The organism is Micromonospora trifolii (assembly GCF_050516465.1).
Lineage (GTDB): Bacteria > Actinomycetota > Actinomycetes > Mycobacteriales > Micromonosporaceae > Micromonospora > Micromonospora trifolii.
Window position 1 is genome coordinate 2,510,556 of the sequence record NZ_CP191526.1, and the last position, 16,026, is coordinate 2,526,581.

General features: G+C 73.4%; 18 protein-coding genes. 16 read left to right on the forward strand and 2 right to left on the reverse strand.

What is annotated here, in order from left to right; all coding sequences use genetic code 11:
- Position 1: 1 nt before the first annotated feature.
- The gene (locus ACQRWP_RS11680) at positions 2–631 is read right to left on the reverse strand and encodes a TetR/AcrR family transcriptional regulator (protein WP_354942763.1); all 630 of its coding nucleotides are present in this window, start codon (positions 629–631) and stop codon (positions 2–4) included.
- Positions 632–698: 67 nt separating this feature from the next.
- On the opposite strand from ACQRWP_RS11680, the gene ACQRWP_RS11685 reads away from it, so the two are divergent.
- Entirely contained in the window at positions 699–1,862 is a 1,164-nt protein-coding gene (locus ACQRWP_RS11685; RefSeq protein ID WP_430502250.1) for an FAD-dependent oxidoreductase, read from the forward strand.
- Here the strand turns inward: ACQRWP_RS11685 and ACQRWP_RS11690 are convergent.
- Positions 1,832–2,296: an NUDIX hydrolase gene (locus ACQRWP_RS11690; protein WP_430502251.1), complete on the reverse strand. Its 465-nt coding sequence runs from the start codon at positions 2,294–2,296 to the stop codon at positions 1,832–1,834. The two genes, ACQRWP_RS11685 and ACQRWP_RS11690, sit on opposite strands and share 31 nt — an antisense overlap.
- 260 nt (positions 2,297–2,556) lie before the next feature.
- Here ACQRWP_RS11690 and ACQRWP_RS11695 point away from each other — a divergent pair, with 260 nt between their 5' ends.
- From ACQRWP_RS11695 to ACQRWP_RS11765, 15 genes are all read left to right on the forward strand, one after another.
- The gene (locus ACQRWP_RS11695; protein WP_430503186.1) at positions 2,557–3,249 is read left to right on the forward strand and encodes an LppM family (lipo)protein; all 693 of its coding nucleotides are present in this window, start codon (positions 2,557–2,559) and stop codon (positions 3,247–3,249) included.
- A gap of 143 nt (positions 3,250–3,392) precedes the next feature.
- Positions 3,393–3,728 carry a hypothetical protein gene (locus ACQRWP_RS11700; protein WP_430502252.1) on the forward strand — a complete coding sequence of 112 codons (336 nt, stop codon included), beginning with the start codon at positions 3,393–3,395 and terminating at the stop codon, positions 3,726–3,728.
- A gap of 11 nt (positions 3,729–3,739) precedes the next feature.
- On the forward strand, positions 3,740–4,348 hold the full coding sequence (locus ACQRWP_RS11705) for a glycine zipper family protein (RefSeq protein WP_354942768.1): 609 nt from the start codon (positions 3,740–3,742) through the stop codon (positions 4,346–4,348).
- Positions 4,345–5,043 carry a carboxypeptidase-like regulatory domain-containing protein gene (locus tag ACQRWP_RS11710; protein WP_430502253.1) on the forward strand — a complete coding sequence of 233 codons (699 nt, stop codon included), beginning with the start codon at positions 4,345–4,347 and terminating at the stop codon, positions 5,041–5,043. Before ACQRWP_RS11705 ends, ACQRWP_RS11710 begins: the two co-directional genes overlap by 4 nt.
- A gap of 23 nt (positions 5,044–5,066) precedes the next feature.
- The gene (locus ACQRWP_RS11715; RefSeq protein WP_430502254.1) at positions 5,067–6,317 is read left to right on the forward strand and encodes a phage tail sheath family protein; all 1,251 of its coding nucleotides are present in this window, start codon (positions 5,067–5,069) and stop codon (positions 6,315–6,317) included.
- A 1-nt stretch (position 6,318) separates the two neighbouring features.
- Entirely contained in the window at positions 6,319–6,801 is a 483-nt protein-coding gene (locus tag ACQRWP_RS11720; RefSeq protein WP_430502255.1) for a phage tail protein, read from the forward strand.
- The gene (locus ACQRWP_RS11725; RefSeq protein ID WP_430502256.1) at positions 6,776–8,230 is read left to right on the forward strand and encodes a hypothetical protein; all 1,455 of its coding nucleotides are present in this window, start codon (positions 6,776–6,778) and stop codon (positions 8,228–8,230) included. The genes ACQRWP_RS11720 and ACQRWP_RS11725 overlap by 26 nt, the downstream gene beginning before the upstream one ends.
- Positions 8,230–9,102 carry a hypothetical protein gene (locus ACQRWP_RS11730; RefSeq protein WP_430502257.1) on the forward strand — a complete coding sequence of 291 codons (873 nt, stop codon included), beginning with the start codon at positions 8,230–8,232 and terminating at the stop codon, positions 9,100–9,102. The genes ACQRWP_RS11725 and ACQRWP_RS11730 overlap by 1 nt, the downstream gene beginning before the upstream one ends.
- Positions 9,099–10,691, forward strand: a complete 1,593-nt coding sequence (locus tag ACQRWP_RS11735) for a contractile injection system protein, VgrG/Pvc8 family (protein ID WP_430502258.1) — start codon at positions 9,099–9,101, stop codon at positions 10,689–10,691. The genes ACQRWP_RS11730 and ACQRWP_RS11735 overlap by 4 nt, the downstream gene beginning before the upstream one ends.
- Positions 10,691–11,029: a hypothetical protein gene (locus ACQRWP_RS11740; RefSeq protein WP_430502259.1), complete on the forward strand. Its 339-nt coding sequence runs from the start codon at positions 10,691–10,693 to the stop codon at positions 11,027–11,029. The genes ACQRWP_RS11735 and ACQRWP_RS11740 overlap by 1 nt, the downstream gene beginning before the upstream one ends.
- Positions 11,026–11,460, forward strand: coding sequence for a GPW/gp25 family protein (locus ACQRWP_RS11745; protein ID WP_430502260.1), 435 nt, complete (start codon positions 11,026–11,028; stop codon positions 11,458–11,460). The genes ACQRWP_RS11740 and ACQRWP_RS11745 overlap by 4 nt, the downstream gene beginning before the upstream one ends.
- Positions 11,457–14,129 carry a putative baseplate assembly protein gene (locus ACQRWP_RS11750; protein WP_430502261.1) on the forward strand — a complete coding sequence of 891 codons (2,673 nt, stop codon included), beginning with the start codon at positions 11,457–11,459 and terminating at the stop codon, positions 14,127–14,129. The genes ACQRWP_RS11745 and ACQRWP_RS11750 overlap by 4 nt, the downstream gene beginning before the upstream one ends.
- Positions 14,110–14,625, forward strand: coding sequence for a phage tail protein (locus ACQRWP_RS11755; RefSeq protein WP_430502262.1), 516 nt, complete (start codon positions 14,110–14,112; stop codon positions 14,623–14,625). Before ACQRWP_RS11750 ends, ACQRWP_RS11755 begins: the two co-directional genes overlap by 20 nt.
- Complete coding sequence (locus tag ACQRWP_RS11760) at positions 14,622–15,551, forward strand: hypothetical protein (RefSeq protein WP_430502263.1); 930 nt, start codon at positions 14,622–14,624, stop codon at positions 15,549–15,551. The genes ACQRWP_RS11755 and ACQRWP_RS11760 overlap by 4 nt, the downstream gene beginning before the upstream one ends.
- Complete coding sequence (locus ACQRWP_RS11765; RefSeq protein WP_430502264.1) at positions 15,548–16,009, forward strand: hypothetical protein; 462 nt, start codon at positions 15,548–15,550, stop codon at positions 16,007–16,009. The genes ACQRWP_RS11760 and ACQRWP_RS11765 overlap by 4 nt, the downstream gene beginning before the upstream one ends.
- Positions 16,010–16,026 lie beyond the last annotated feature (17 nt).

A 16,026-nucleotide genomic window follows, 5' to 3' on the forward strand; every position in this document is an offset into this window, starting at 1 on the left:
GTCAGCTTCCGGTGAGGGCGCGCAGCAGCGTACGGACGGCGGCGCTCAGGTCGGCGCGGCTGGCGACCGTACCGGGCGGTGGGGCGCTGAGCGCGCCGGCGCCGGCCAGTCGGTCGAAGAGCAGCCCGTCCACGAACGCGACGAACTGGTCGCCCTGCCGGTCGGGGTCGGTGGCTCCGGCCCGGGTCAGCAGGTCCCGGGCCTGCACCCGCAGGCCGGTGCCGTGTTGCAGGATGCCGCGCAGTTCGGGCCGGTGCACCGCCTCCAGCAGGCAGGCGTAGCGGGCGAGGCTCCGGCTGCGTCCGGTGCTCAACCAGCGGTCGAGCACCTCGGCGACGCCGGCGGCGAGCGCGTCGAGGTCGCCGCTGTCGAGCCGGGGGGCGGGGGTCGGGGGTGGCGGGCCGGTCGGCAGGTCGTACGCGGCCAGGTCGGCCCGGTCCCGTTCGGCGAGCCGTCCGACGACCGCCTCGATCAGCGCCTGTCGGGTCCGCAGGTACGCGGAGGTGGTGCCCGGCGGCATTCCGGCGCGGCCGTCGACCGCCCGGTGGGTCAGTGCTCGCATGCCACCGTCGGCGATCAGTTCGATGGCCGCGTCGGTCAGCGTCGCGATCCGGTTCGCCCGCGCCGTCATGGCGTTCCTCCCTTCCGGTGGTCCGCAGGTAGTATCACTCTTCTACAGATGTAGAAGGAGGATCGACATGGACGACTCACACGCGGTGGTGGTGGGTGCCGGCATCGGTGGGTTGAGCGCGGCGCTCGCCCTGCACCGGCGCGGGTGGCGGGTCACCGTGCTGGAGCGCGCCCCCGAAATGCGCGAGGTCGGCGCCGGCCTGAGCCTGATGGCCAACGCGGTGCGCGGGGTGGACGCCCTCGGCCTCGGCCCGGCCCTGCGCCGGGGTGGACACGGCGAGGCGCCCGGCGGGATCCGCAACCGGCACGGGCGGTGGTTGTCCCGGGTGGACGCCTCGGAGATGGTCCGGCAACTGGGCACCACGGCGCTCGGCGTGCACCGGGCGACGCTGCACCGCACCCTGCGCGAGGCCCTGCCCGCCTCGTCCCTGCACACCAACGCCGCGGTGGAGCACGTCGAGTCGGGCCCGGACCGTGCCGAGGTGCGCTATCAGGGGCCGGACGGCGCGCAGACCCTCAGCGCCGATCTGGTGGTCGGCGCCGACGGCCTGCGCAGCCGGGTCCGCGCCCAGCTCTGGCCGCACCACCCCGGCCCGGTGTACGCCGGATCGACGACGTGGCGAGCGGCCATCGCGTTTCCCGATCCGATCCCGGCCGCCATCACCTGGGGCCCGGGAGCCGAGTTCGGCATGGTGCCGATCGGCGACGGCCAGCTCTACTGGTACGGCGCGCTGAACGCCCCGCCCGGCGGCCACGCCCCCGACGAGCTGGCGGCCCTGCGGGAGCGCTTCGGCGACTGGCACGACCCCATTCCGGCGCTTCTCGCGGCGACCCCACCCGACGTCGTGCTGCGCAACGACATCCACTACCTGGCCGAGCCGCTGCCCTCGTACGTGCAGGGGCGGGTGGCGCTGCTCGGCGACGCCGCCCACCCGATGACGCCCAACCTCGGGCAGGGCGCCGGGCAGGCGATCGAGGACGCGGTGGTGCTCGGCGCGGTCTGCGCCGGCGGCGCCGAGGGAGTGCCCGCCGCCCTGGCCGCGTACGACGAGCAGCGTCGACCACGCAGTCAGTCCGTTGCCCGTGCCTCCTACGTCGCTGGGCGGTTCGGACAGCAGCTGCACAACCCGATCGCCTTCGCGATGCGGAACATCGCGTTGCGGCTCACCCCGGGACGGGTCGCCCTGCGCAGCATGGCCCGCTACGCGGACTGGCGACCGCCGACGGGCTGAGCCGGCCCGGCGACCCGGCCGGTGGCCAGGGCCGCGTACTCCGCCGAGGCGAGGAACTCGGTCAACACCTCCACGGTGCCCGGCGTCCAGGGACGACCGTCGAGCACCTCGGCGCCGGGGACGAAGAGCATCGCCGCGCCCTCGCCGAGCACCACGTCCTCCTGCCGGGCCCTGGTGCTGCCGAGGAAGTAGTGCTTCGCCAGATCCAGCTCGGGCAGCGACTGCACGGCGACCGGGTGCAGTGGCCCGTCGGCCCGCAGGCCGGTCTCCTCCAACAGCTCCCGTTCGGCGGTCTGCTCCGGCGTCTCCCCCGGCTCGCCGTGGCCGCCGGGCAGCCCCCACACGTTCGGATGGTGCGGCGCGTCGCTGTCGCGCAGTTGCAACAGCAGCTGCCCGTCGGGATCTACCAGCAGGACGCACGCGACAATTTTCATCCGACCAGACTACGGCCGACGAGGAACCGTCGTGGCCCCAAAGCTCCAGAATAGTCATTCGGGTCGTCGTCGGGGCTAATCAAAGGCGACAGCGCGCCGGTACAATCGGCGACTTCGTTGTGACCGATCGCTGACTGCTGATAGTGAAATCGATCACACACACTGAGCCCATGAACAGGAGAGTCAACCGCGGTAGGGCACTCCGCGTCGCGGTGTGCCTCCTCCTTCTCGCCGCGCTGAGCGGCTGCATGCAACTCAACATGGGGTTGACCGTCAACGCCGACGACACGGTCGACGGGCAGCTCCTGCTGACGGCCCAGAAGTCCGTGCTGAGCGGTCGTAACAAGAACCTCCCGGTCGCCTTCGCGGAGTTGCGGCAGAACATCCCCGCCCTACCGGCGGGCGAGGAAACCCTTTACCAGGACGACACTTTCTACGGTTCCCAGATCAGTTACCGCAAGGCGCCGCTGGCCGGTTTCGACACCGAGAGCGTGAAACTGATCCGGGACGGCGATCTCTACCGCTTCACGCTGCCGCTCGATCCCAAGAAATATGGCGGAAAGGTTGCGGAACAGAATCCGCAAAACCAACAGGCGTTCCTCAAGCTCATGTCGTTCGAGATCTCGGTGACGTTTCCCGGCCGGGTGATCGACAGCAATGGCACCGTCAACGGCCGTTCGGTCAGTTGGAAGGTCGATCCCAACCAGGAGAAGCCAGCCGAGCTGCGGGCCGTGGCCGAGGCGCCACCTCGACCGTCCTCCTCGCCGGTTGCCTCCGGCGAGGAGGACGACGGCGGATTCCCCTGGCTGCTGGTCGGCGGCGGTGTCCTCCTCCTGCTGCTGCTCGCCGCGGTGGGCGTACTCCTGGTTCGCCGCCGTCACCCCGCGGCGCCGGCTGCGCCCGGTCCGACCCCGCCGCCGGGCCCGCCCGCCGGCGCCCCGGGGCCCGGCTGATCCATCTGGTGGCCGGCTCAGCCGGCCACGCCCGGCCCCGGCCGCCCCCGAAACGACGGCGACCGGCCCCGGTGCTCCCCGCGGGGGCACCGGACCTCACCACCACCACATCCCGGTCGCACCATCGCAGAAGGGGGATCGTCATGAACGATCTCTTCACCTGGGCAGCCCTGGGCAGCATCGCCGGCGCGAGCGCCGCCACCCTGCTGGCCACCAACGTCATCGGCGGGCTGATCGGCCCGAGCGGCGACAAGCTCCGCAAGTGGATCGCCATCGCCATCGCGCTGCTGCTGTCCTACGTGACAGCGGCGTTCGCCGACGACGCCGGGGGCGAGAAGTGGGTCATCGCGTTCTTCAACGCGCTGGTCATCTTCTCCGCCGCGCTCGGCGTCAACCAGTTCCCACCCGGCAACCGACAGGCGACGCCGACCCAGGTCGCGAGCGGTCGTGAGCCCCGTATCTTCCGTTCCTGGGTCTGAGGGGTGCCGTCATGGTCTTCGGAATTCTCAGCGCGGCCGTTCAGGTCGGCTTCGGCGCCCTTCTCGGCTTCCTCGCCGGTGGCCCGATCGGGCTGCTGATCGGCGCCGTCGTGGGCCTGGTGATCGGCGCGGTCTTCGGCTGGTCGGTGGCCTCCGCCGGGGTGTACGCCTCGGACGCCCGCGGCATCTTCCTCTTCGTCGTCGACCACACCTGGAGTCTGCTCAACACGGTCGTCGGCGCCATCTACCTGACCGTGCACCTGATCTTCGGGCACTCACTGGACCGGCCCACGTCGCTGAACAGCGGTCGGGTCAGCGTGGTGGAGGGGGTCTCGCCCCGCTACGCCACCACCATCGGCACCGTCTGCGCCGGCTCCAGCTCCGGCATCCAGCGGCACGAGGACGTGCACATCTTCCAGGGTCGCCTGCTCGGGCCGCTCTACATCCCCCTCGTCCTGGCCAACTACGTCCTGTTCACCATCGCGCCGGTGTGGTTGCTCTACCACGACCACACCAACGCGCCAATCAACCGCTTCACCCGGTACTTCGAGATCGGCGTCTACCCGCACGTCTGGAACGAGGCCATCGCGTACCGGATCCAGGGGACGCCGCCGCGATGAGCACCCACGGGCGCGGACCGATCGAGACCGCCACCGCCGAGCTGGTCGCCTGGGTGACCAGCGCGGCGGGGGAACCGGTCCCGGTCGGCCCGCCCCGCGCGTGCGACGACGCCGACGGGCTCACCCTCTGGCCGATGGAGCTGCGCCCGGCCCGGCAGACCCGCTCCAGCGGCGCGGTCCGCGAACCGTACCGGTTCACGGTCCGCCACCTGCTCTGCGTCACCGGGCCGGCCGGGTTGCCCCGGCTGGACCGGGTGCTCACCGCCGCGACCAGCGACGGCAGTTACCCGGTCGTGCTGGAGGCCGGCGACCCACCACTGTGGTCGGCGTTCGGTACGGCGCCGCGACCGGCGCTGCTGATCGACGTGGCGGCGCAGGTGGACCACCCGACTCCGGCCGCGCCGCCGGTGCTGCAACCGCTGCGGTTGCGGCAACTCGACGTGCGCAGTCTCAGTGGGCGGGTGGTCGGCCCCCAGGAGCAGCCACTGGCCGCGATGCGGGTCGAGCTGCCCGGCACCGGGTCCGCCACCCGCACCGACACCGAGGGCCGGTTCCTGATCGTCGGCGTCCCGCACGACCCCGAGCACCCGAGCCCGGTCCGGCTGCGGCTGACCGGACGCGGGCTCGTCCTCACCGCCGACGTCGACCCGGCCGAGGACGACATCGTCATCGTCTGCGCGCCACCGACCCACTGACACCCACAGGCACAGGAGGACCGATGCCCAGTTACTTCTCCCCCGGCATCTATGTCGAGGAGGTCCCCAGCGGCGCCCGACCGATCGGGCCGGCGAGCACCAGCATCGCCGCGTTCGTCGGCGTCGCCCCGGACCGCTCCGCCCACCTGGGCAAGGCGGTGCCGGTCAACAACTGGACGGAGTTCCTGCGGCTCTTCGCCGGTGGGGAGCGGGTGGAGAGCACCCCGCTGGCCCGGGCGGTCTTCGGCTTCCTGGACAACGGGGGCGCCCGCTGCTGGGTGGTCAACGTCGGCGAGGGCGGCGCGATCACCGGCTCCGGGCAGCGGCGCGGCGGTCTGCAACTGCTGGAGGCCGTCGACGAGATCTCCATCATCGCCGCGCCCGGCTTCCACGACGTGGTGTCCCACGAGGCGCTGCTCAGCATGGCCGAGCGCACCCGCACCATGGTCGCGATCTGCGACCCGGCACCGGACATCGACGACATCTCCGCGTTGACCCGGGTCGCCACGCCGTCCTCCGGCAAACCCCCCAAGCCCGCCGAGGGTACGGGCGGCGGCGCGGCCGGCGGTCCGGCCCAACCGGGCGGCTCCGGCGGCCACGAGGGGGCCGCCTACCGGCCGCGACAGTCCGAGTTCGGCGCTTTCTACTACCCCTGGCTGCGGGTCCGCGACCCGATCAGCGGCGAGTTGGAACTCACCCCGCCGAGCGGGCACCTGGCCGGCATCTGGGCCCGCACCGACGCCCTGCGCGGGGTGCACAAGGCACCGGCCAACGAACCGGTGCGCGGCGCCGTCGACCTGGGCTACCTGGTCACCCGGCCGGAACACGACGTGCTCAATCCCAAGGGCGTCAACGTGATCCGCTACTTCGCCGGCGAGGGCATCCGCGTCTGGGGCGCCCGTACGCTCGCCGCCGAGGCCAGCGAGTGGCGCTACCTCAACGTCCGACGCCTCAGCATCGCCATCGAGCAGGCCATCGCCAACGGCACCCGGTGGATGGTGTTCGAGCCCAACGACTTCACCCTCTGGCGTTCGATCCGGCGCGACATCGGGGCGTTCCTCACCCGGGTGTGGCGGGACGGCGCGCTGCTGGGACGCAGCCCGGAGGAGGCGTTCTTCGTCAAGTGCGACGAGGAGACCAACCCGCCGGACGTCCGCGACGCGGGCATGGTGATCGCCCACATCGGCATCGCGGTCGTCAAGCCCGCCGAATTCGTGGTGTTCAAGCTGAGCCAGTGGGCCGGCGGCACCGAGACCGAGACGATCGGAGGCTGACATGCCCACCACCGCCACCCCGCAACCCGGGGCCCCGGTCGACCCGTACCGGGCGTACAACTTCCGACTGCTCATCAACGGCGTCACCAACGGCCACTTCACCGAGATGACCGGGTTGGAGGTGAACATCCCCGGGCAGCCGTACCGGGAGCACGGCCTGGGTCGGATGCGGATGGTGCCCGGTCAGGCCGAGTACGAGCCGGTCACGCTGCACTTCGGCCTCACCGCCTCCCGGGAGCTGTGGGACTGGGTGAACGCCACCGCCCAGGGCACCCTCAACCGGCGCAACGTCTCCGTGGTGCTGCTCGACTCGGTCGGGACGGCCGAGGTACTGCGCTGGAACCTGATCGACTGCTGGCCCACCCGGTGGCGCGGGATGCACCTCAACACGCTCAGCCACGAGATCGCCATCGCCTCGCTGACCCTGCGCTACGAGGGCCTGGAGCTGGAGACCGGCGGTGCCACCGCGCCGACACCCGCGTAGCTGGCTGGCCGGCCGGCTGCGCTCGGCGGCCGGGGTGGCGCAGCGCCTCGCCGGGCGGTTCGAGCCCGCCGACCACCTTCCGCCGCCGCCGCAGACGCCCGCGGCGACACCACGCCGGTTCGGGGAGCCTCCGCAGCACTGGCTGGACCTGGTCGCCGCACATGCGCCCGGCCTGCTGCACGACCTGGACCTCGACTCGTCCCCGGCCGGCATCGCCGAGGCCGGAGCCCGGAGCGACGGGCAGGGCGAGTCGACCGGTCGGGTCGACGCCGACGGTGCGGACCCGGTCGCGGACGCCAGGTCCGGCAGGTCCGGCAGGTTCGGCAGCGAGGCCGACGTGGGCGGTCTCGGTGCGACCGGGGACAAGGGGCCGACGAGGTCGCGTGCCGAGAGCCGGACCGGCAGGTCAGGCCGCCCGTCGCGGGCCGGTGACCAGCCCGACGGTACGGGGACCGGTGCCGCCGGCCCATCCGGCGACGGCACGCCTTCGTCCAGCTCGGACCGGACAACCCCGCCGGCCGGATCCCCCGGGCCGGACGCGTCGACACCCCCAGCCGATTCGACCTGGCCGGCGGGGCCGGGCGCGGCGGTGCCTCCGGTACGGCGGGCGGCCCGGGGCGACACCACGGCCCTCGACACCACGACCGTCGACACGACAGTCCTCGACACGACAGTCCTCGACACGACAGTCCTCGACACCACGGCCCTTGACGCGGGCGGGCTGCCCCGGACGGATGGACCCCGGCAGTCGGTCCGCTCCATGGTCTTCGGGCCGCACAGTTCGCCGAGCGGCCGCCCGCACCGGGCGGAGGCCGAAGCCACCCGAACCACTCCACGGCCGCCGCTGGACGGACGGTGGTCCGGCGAGGTCGACCACGGGCGCTCCACCGGCTCGTCCCCCGTACGACCCACGGCCGACCGACTCTCGGGTGGTCGCGACGGGTTCCGGGGTGACTCGGCGGATGGCCAGGCCCGGCCCGGAGAGGACCAGAGCGGGCACCCGCGTGGTGATGCACCGAGCACGGCACGCAGGTCGCAAGTCGACGCGGTGGCTGCGCATCGCCTTCTGAACGGGCCGAACCGGGGCGGGGTCGACGCATCCTGGACCGGCTGGACGGCGACGAGCGCCGGTAACCCGTCGGCCTCTGCGCGCGGCGATGTCGATCGCCTCGTGGACGGCGGACCCTGGCTGGCCCTGCCCGGCGAACCGGGACCACCCGGGCACCCGGCCGCGCTGCGCGACGCCAGGACGGGAACGGCCGGCGGCGGACGAGCGACCGGAATCGACGGGTCGCCGCCCAGTGCGGCGGCGCGGAGCGCCGACCCGTGGCCGGCGCTGCCCGACGACACGGCACTGTGGTCGGTTGCCGGCGCGGCGGTGGACACCGCCCAGCTGACCCGGCTGGACCGGGAACAGGCGGGTGACTGATGGAACGCGTCGCCTTCCTCATCGACTCCTCAGGCGTTCGGGTGGACTGTCTGCTCAACCCGGAGACCGTGCAGGTGACCCGGCTCGCCGGCGTCCGCCAACGGGGTGCCGGCGGCGGGCAGCTCACCGGGTCCGGTCTGGCCGACGATCCGCTGGTCTTCACCGGCGGGGGTCGTACCGAGCTGGTGCTGGACCTGCTCTTCGACGTCGACTTCGTGGAGGCGCAACTGCGCCCGGCCGACGTCCGGGTGCTCACCCGTCCGCTGTGGATGCTGGCGGAGAACTCCACTGTTGAGCACGGTTGGCTGCGACCGCCGTTGGTCCGGTTGGTCTGGGGCAAGACCTGGAACGTGCCGGGTGTGATCATCGCGGTGGCGGAACGGTTCGACGCGTTCACCGGCACCGGGTCGCCGCGACGGTCCTGGTTGCGGCTGAAGCTGGTCCGCGCCGCCGAGACGGCCGATCAGGCCGAGGCCGGCTTCGCCGAGGAGTTGGCCGCCGCGAGCACCCCGACCGCCGCGCCGGGCAGCGCGGTGATCGCCGCCGGTGACGGCGCGGCCGAGCCGGGTCGCTCCGGTGTACGTTTCGATCTGCTGGCCAACGACGCGCTGGGCTCGCCGCTGCGCTGGCGGCTGCTGGCCGAACACAACCGGATCACCGATCCCCTCGCCGTGCCGGCCGGCACCACCCTCGCCGTCCCACCGACCGACGGCACCGGTGCGGTGACCGGGTTGGCGCGGGCCGTGGCCGGTGCGGTGATCGCGGGAGCGTCGTACCTGGGTACCTCGGTCGCCGGCGCGCCGTGGAACGCGGCGACCGGCCCGACCGGCGCGGCTCCGAGCGCGTCCGGCAACCTCGGGGTTACGCCGTGACCAGCGTCGCGCCCCGGGCGTTGATCGTCCTACTCGACGGTGTCGAGCTGGTCGGCGCGGCCCGTCAGCGGGTCCGCTCACTGCGGGTGGCGGCCCGCTTCGACCAGCCCACCCAGGCCGAGTTGGTGCTCGCCACCACCGCCGGGACCGGCGCGTTCGACCCGGCGGTACGCCCCGGGGCGGCGCTCGACGTTCGGCTCGCCGACCACGCGGACGCCCTGTTCACCGGTGAGGTCACCTGCGTGGAGGTGGAGTACGCCGCCGACGGGGCGGCGGTGCTGCGGCTGCGGGCGTACGACCCGCTGCACCGGCTGCGCAAGCGGCAGGGGTTGCGGGTCTTCACCTCGGTGACCGCCGTCGAGCTGGCCCGGGAGCTGTGCGGCGCGGTGGGGCTGGCGGTGACAGCCGAGGTCGACGGCCCTCGGTTGGAGCGGTTGCTCCAGCACCGGCACAGCGATCTGGAGCTGCTGCGCGAGGTGGCCGGCCGGGCCGGGCTGCACCTGGCCGCCGACGGTGACGGCGTCCGGCTGGTCACCCTCGCCGGCTACGGGGAGCCGGTCGCGTTGACGCTCGGCGCGGGAGTGCACACCCTGCGGCTGACCACCAACACCGACCAGGCCAGCGGTGCCAGCGCGGCCCTGGGCTGGCACCCGCAGCGGGCCGAGGTGATCAGCCAGCAGGTCGACGAGGCGCGCTGCGGGCGACCCGCCGACGACCGTCCGGACCCGGCCGACGTGGGCGCCGACAACGTTCGCACCGCCGTGGACCAGCCCGGCCGCAGCGACGACGAGTTGGCGGCGCTGGCCCAGGCCCGCCTGGACACCCGGGCGGCGACGCTGGTCACGGCCGAGGGGGTGGCCGAGGGCGATCCGGCGCTACGGCCGGGCCGCCGCGTCGACCTCGGCGGGGTGCCCGACCCGGTCGCCGGGGCGTACGTGCTGACCGAGGTGGTGCACACAGTGGACGGCAACGGGCACCTGACCCGTTTCTCCACGGTGCCGCCGGCCACCCCGGCGACCCCGACCGGCGGGGCAGTGGTCACCCTCGGCAGCGTCACCGACGTCGCCGACCCGGACGGGCTGGGCCGGGTCCGGTTGACCCTGCCGGCGTACGGGGACCTGGACGTGGGCTGGCTCGCCGTGCTCTGCCCCGGCGCCGGGCCGGGCAAGGGCCTGGTGGCGCTGCCCGATCCGGGCGACACCGTGCTGGTGGTGCTGCCCGGCGGCGAGCCTGCCTCGGGCATCGTGCTCGGTTCGCTGTTCGGCGCGGTCGAGCCGTACGACGCGGGCATCGACGACGGAAAGGCCCGCCGCTGGACGATGCGCACCGCCGGCGGGCAGTCGATCGTCGTCGACGACGTGCGGCGCAGCCTGCGACTGGGCACCGAGGGCGGCAGCTTCCTGGAGTTGACCCCCGACCTGGCCACCCTGCACGCGGCGTCCGACCTGGTGATCTCCGCACCCGGCCGGGCCATGGTGGTGCGCGCCCGCAGCGTGGACTTCCTGCACGCCGAATCGACCGAGGACCCGACCACCGCGGCGGAGCAGGCCCGCTCGCTCGCCCGCGCCCACCACCAAGGAGGCGGCTGATGCGCTGGATCCACCGTGACTCCGTGATCACCTGCGATCACGACGGCCGGGTCGAGAACCGACCCTCGCGGCAGTGGGTGACCGTCACCGGTGTGCCCGTGCTCGTCGACGACGACCCGGAGGGACGCAAGATCGTCGCCTGCCCGAACTACGGCCCGACCATCAAGCCGTGCACGACGACGCTGACCGTCCGGGTCGGCTACAGCGACTGGGTCCGCGTTGACGGGCACCGGGTGGTGCTGTCGCACCTGGAGGGGTTCACCAACGGCACACCGCCGGGGCTGGTCAAGCACACGGTGCGCGACCCCGCTCAGCGGTTCCTGGGGGCGGACCGATGAGGGCCTTCCGCTTCGTCGGCGCCGGCTTCGACGCCGGCCGCACCGGCGGGTTGGCGCTCACCGCGGCCGGCGGCCTGGCGATGACCGAGGGCGACGAAAGCGTACGGCAGGCGCTGTTCCTGCTCCTGTCGACCACGCCGGGCGAGCGGCTGATGCGACCCGGGTACGGCTCGCGGCTGCACCGGTTGGTCTTCGCGCCCAACGACGACACCACGGCCGGTCTGGCCATCCACTACGTCCGGCAGGCCATCTCCCGTTGGGAGCCCCGGGTCGAGGTGATCGACGTGGACGCCGGGCCGGACCCGGACGACGCGTGGCGGTTGGTGATCCGGTTGGACTACCGGGTGCGGGCCAGCCTGACACCCGGGCAACTGGTCTTCTCCGTGGACCTGCTCCCGGTCGACGAGCCCGCCCAGGGAGGAGCGTCATGACGCTGCCCGTGCCGCACCTGGACGATCGCGGCTTCCTCGACCTGGTCACCGAGGCCCGGGAACGGATCCGGCAGTCCTGCCCGGCCTGGACCGACCTGTCGGCGCACGACCCCGGCATGGCGCTGGTGGAGACGTTCGCGCACCTCACCGAGGTGATGATCTACCGGTTGAACCAGTTGCCGGAGAAGGCGTACGTCTCGTTCCTGAACCTGCTCGGGGTCACCCGGCACGCGCCGACCGCAGCCTGGGCGGACGTCCGGTTCACCCGTACCGGCACCGACCGCGGCGCGGTCCGGATCCCGGCCGGGCTGCGGGTCGCCGCGGCCCGGGGAGCGGACCCCCGACCGGTCGTGTTCGTCACCACCGAGCCGACGCTGCTGCCCGCCGACGAGACGTCGGTGACCGTACGGATGCACCACTGCGAACCGGTCGAGGCGGAGCTGCTCGGGGTGGGCACCGGCCAGCCGGGGCAGGTGCTGCGCGCGGCGTACGCGCCGCTGACGCACACCGCCGAGGCGCTCGACCTGCTGCTCGGGGTGGAGGTGCCGGCCGGCACTGTCGAGCTGGGCGCGGCGGCCCGCGAGCACGACGGTCGCACGTTCGAAATCTGGCGGCCGGTGGACAGCTTCGCCGGGCTCGGCCCGCAGGCCAAGGCGTACCTGGTCGACCGCTGCTCCGGCACTGTCATCTTCGCCCCGGCCCTCGACCTGCGACCCCCCTCCGGGGCGACCCCGCTCGGCGAGGTCACGGCCGACGCGACCGCACCGACGAGCACCGTGCCGCCGGTGACCGTCGCGGCGGTGCCGCCGGCCGGACGGCAGATCCGGCTCTGGTACCGCGCCGGTGGCGGGCCCACCGGCAACGTGGCGGCGGGCACGCTGACCAGCCTGCGCGACCCACTACCCGGGGTACGCGTGGACAACCCCGCCCCGGCGGCCGGCGGCCGCGAGATGGAGGCGCTGGAGTCGGTGCTGCTGCGCGGCCCGTACGAGTTCTTCGCCCAGCAGCGGGCGGTCACGGCCCGCGACTTCGAGGTCCTCGCGACCAGCTCCGGCGCGGTGGCGCGGGCACGGGCGTTCACCCGCGCGGCGGTGTACAGCTTCGCCCGGCCGGGCGAGGTCGAGGTGGTGCTGGTGCCGTACGTGCCGGAGGCGGCCCGACCGGGTGGCCGACTGCCGGTGGCGGTGCTGCGCGAGCACGAGGTGCCCGAGGCGCGGCACCGGGTCGAGGCGGACCTGGAGGAACGCCGGATGGTCGGCATCCGCTCCCGGGCCACCTGGGCGCGGTTCAAGGCGGTGTCGGTGCGGGCCCGGGTGGTGGTCCGCCGCGAGGAGGACGTGGACGCGGTTCGTCGCCGCATCCACGACCGGCTGCACCAGACGTTGAGCCCGCTGCCCACCGCGCTCAACCCGACCGGCTGGCCGTTCGGCGAACCACTGCGGGCGTCCAACGTGTACCGGCTGCTGGAGCACGCCGAGCCAGGGGTGCGCTACGTCGAGTCGGTGCGGTTCGTGGTCGACGAGGCCCCCGACGCCGACGTCCGCGCCCTCGCCGTGGACCAGTACCAGCCGCGCACCTGGTACGCGGGGCGCGGCCCGGTGCTGTTCCGCTCCAGCAACGGCGGCGCGGGTTGGGAACCGGCCGGTCGCTTCGACGACGAGACGGTGCAGCGGGTGGCGCCGGCGCCCGCGCCGGTGCGGCCGGGCATCGTCGCGCGTCCCGGCTCGGTGGCCGTGGTGACGCTGCGCGCCTCGGGCGGCTCCCGGGTGCACCTGAGCACCGACCTGGGCGAGACGTGGTCGCTGCTCACCGACCTGGACTCGCGGATCTCCGACGTGGCCTGGCTGGACCGCGACGGCGCGGGCGCGCTGCTGGTGGCCACCGACACCGGCCTGTACGAGGTGTCGCTGCTGCCCGGGGCGGTGCCGTTGCAGATCCTGGTCGACCCGTCCGACGCCGACCGGGGCTTCTACGCGGTCCGCACGTTCGTCTCCGAGCGGGGCGCGCCGGGGGTGGCGGTGGCGGCGCAGGCCAGCTTCGGGGTGTACCTGTCGACCAGCGGCGGCCGACCCGGCAGCTTCAGCCACGTTGGTCTGGCCAACGTGGACAACAGAGTTCTCGCCGTGCAGTACGACGGCCCGGCCACCCTGCTGTGGAGCGGCGCCGGCGAACCGGATCCGAAGAGGCCCGGCCAGGGCTGCCACCGCACCCGGCTGTTCGAGTCCGACGTCAAGTGGCAGTCGATGCAGGCCGGGTGGATCGGCGGAACCTGCCGGGACCTCGCGTTCGCCGGCCAGCAGGCGGTGGCGGCCACGCAGAGCGGCGGGGTGCTTCGGCTGGACACCCTCGCCGCCCAGCCGCAGTGGCAGGCCGTGTCGGTCAACTGCGGGTTGCCGTTGCGGGACCGGACCCGGTTCGTGCCGGTCGACGCCATCGCGGTGAGCGGCCCGACGGCCGGGGGCGCGGCGGCCGGCGGCACCGGCGCGGCGGAACGGCTGATCCTGGCCAGCGGCGAACGCGGCGTGCACCGCAGCGCCGACGCCGTCACCTGGACGCCCAGCGCCAACCAGGCCACCGCCGACGTGGTGACCGTCCCCGATACCTGGCTGCTCTGCTCCGGCGAGCACGACATCGAGGTGGTGCGCCAGGATGCGACGCTCGGCGATTGAACGGCTGCTGCCCGCCGCCTACCAGCGGGCCTGCGTGTCGGGCAGCGTGCTCTGGGCGCTGCTGGACGTGATGGAGGGGCTGCACGCTCCGGACGAGGCGATCCTCGCCGAGGTGGACGCGCTGTTCGACCCGTACCGGGCGCCGGACGGGCTGGTCGTGCGGTTGACCCGCTGGGTGGCGATGGACCACGTGGTGGCCTCGCCCCGGCCGGACACGCCGCTGCCGCTGCCGGTGGGTCGGCTGCGCGACCTGGTGGCCAACGCCGCCCTGCTGGCCCGCTGGCGCGGCACCCCGTACGGGATGCGCCGGGCCCTGGAGCTGGCCACCGGGATGTCGGGCTTCGCCATCGACGAGCCCGCCGAGCGGGCCTTCCACGTCGTGGTGCGGGTGCCGGTCGCCGCCGCCGGTCAGCTCGCCGTGATCACCCGCATCGTCGAGGCGGAGAAACCCGCCTCGGCCACTGTCGAGATCGTCCTGGAAGAGGAGTCGTCATGACCACCGAGTGGGCGGTCGTCGCCGCCGCCGAGCAGTTCACCCTCGACCCGCGCAACAGCGGCGAGCTGACCTTCACCGTCTCCAACCCGGGCAACGCACCGGACACTGTGGTATTCGACGTGGCACCCGGTGACGGTTCCCAGCGGGCGTGGTTCACCGTCGCCGAACCCCAACGGGTGGTACCCGGGCAGGGCTCGGTGTCGTTCCTGGTCAAGCTCGCCGTGCCGGCCGGCACCCCGCCCCGGCGCTACGACATGACCGGGTTCGCGTACTCGGCGAACACCGCGCCGGAGGAGAGTTCCCGCTCCAGCGGCCGGGTCACGTACGAGGTGCGGGCGGTCGCGCCGCCACGGCGTACCCCATGGTTGTGGATCGCCGCCGCGGCGGCGTTGGTGCTGGTGGTGGTCGCCGTGGGGGTGGTGTTGCTGACCCGCGACGGCGAGCCGGCCCCCGGCGAGCCGCGGGTGGTCACCGTCGAGGCGGAGAGCCTGGTGCCGGGCGCGGTGGTGGACTCCCCGAAGAAGAGCGGGGCGAAGGTGGAGGCGCAACCCAACTGCTGCGGGGTGACCTGGTCCGGCGACAAGCAGTTGTTCTTCCAGGGGCTGGCCATCGGCGACAAGGTCAGCGTGACGGTGCAGATCCCGGCCGACGGCACCTGGCGTTTCGCCGCGGTACGCACCACCTCCCTCGACTACGCCAACACCGTCTTCGCCATCGACGGCAACCAGGTCGGTGGCACGTTCCTCGGCTTCACGCCGACCGTGCGAAAGACGGAGTTCCTGGACGTCGGCACGGTTCAGCTCGCCAAGGGCCCACACCAGGTCACGCTGCTGGTGGTCGGCAAGACGCAGGGCACGAACCGCTACTTCGCGGGCGTCGACGAGATCCGGTTCACCGAGATCGTGGCGCAGGCCGTGGCGCGATGAGTGGTCGGCAGAAGGCGCTGCTGGGGCTGCTCGCCGTCCTGCTGGTGGCGCTCTTCGTGGTCGCGGTCGGCGCGGGCCGCGACGACCGGGGCGATCCGGGGGCCCGGCACGGGTTCGTCGACCGGTTGGGCGCGCTGGGCGGCGAGCGGTCCGCGGTGGACCCGGCGACTGTCAGCGCCGACTGCGCCGACGAGGCGGGCCGGCTGGAGTTCTCCGGCAGCTGCGTGGTGCGGGTCGCCGACCCCGGCGGGCTGCGCACCCTGGTGCTGCGCAGCGCGGCCCGGTTCACGGTCATTGCCCCGGCGCCCGGCGACGCCGACCTCACCATCCGCGACGAGGTCGAGCCGGCGGCGGACGGCACCGGCGCGGTGGCGAAGATCGCCGTCGACCAGGCCACCGAGGTGGGCCTGGTCTGCCCCGGCCTGGGCGGCTGCACTGTCGTCGTGGCCACGTCCTGACCCGACCTGGACCGAGA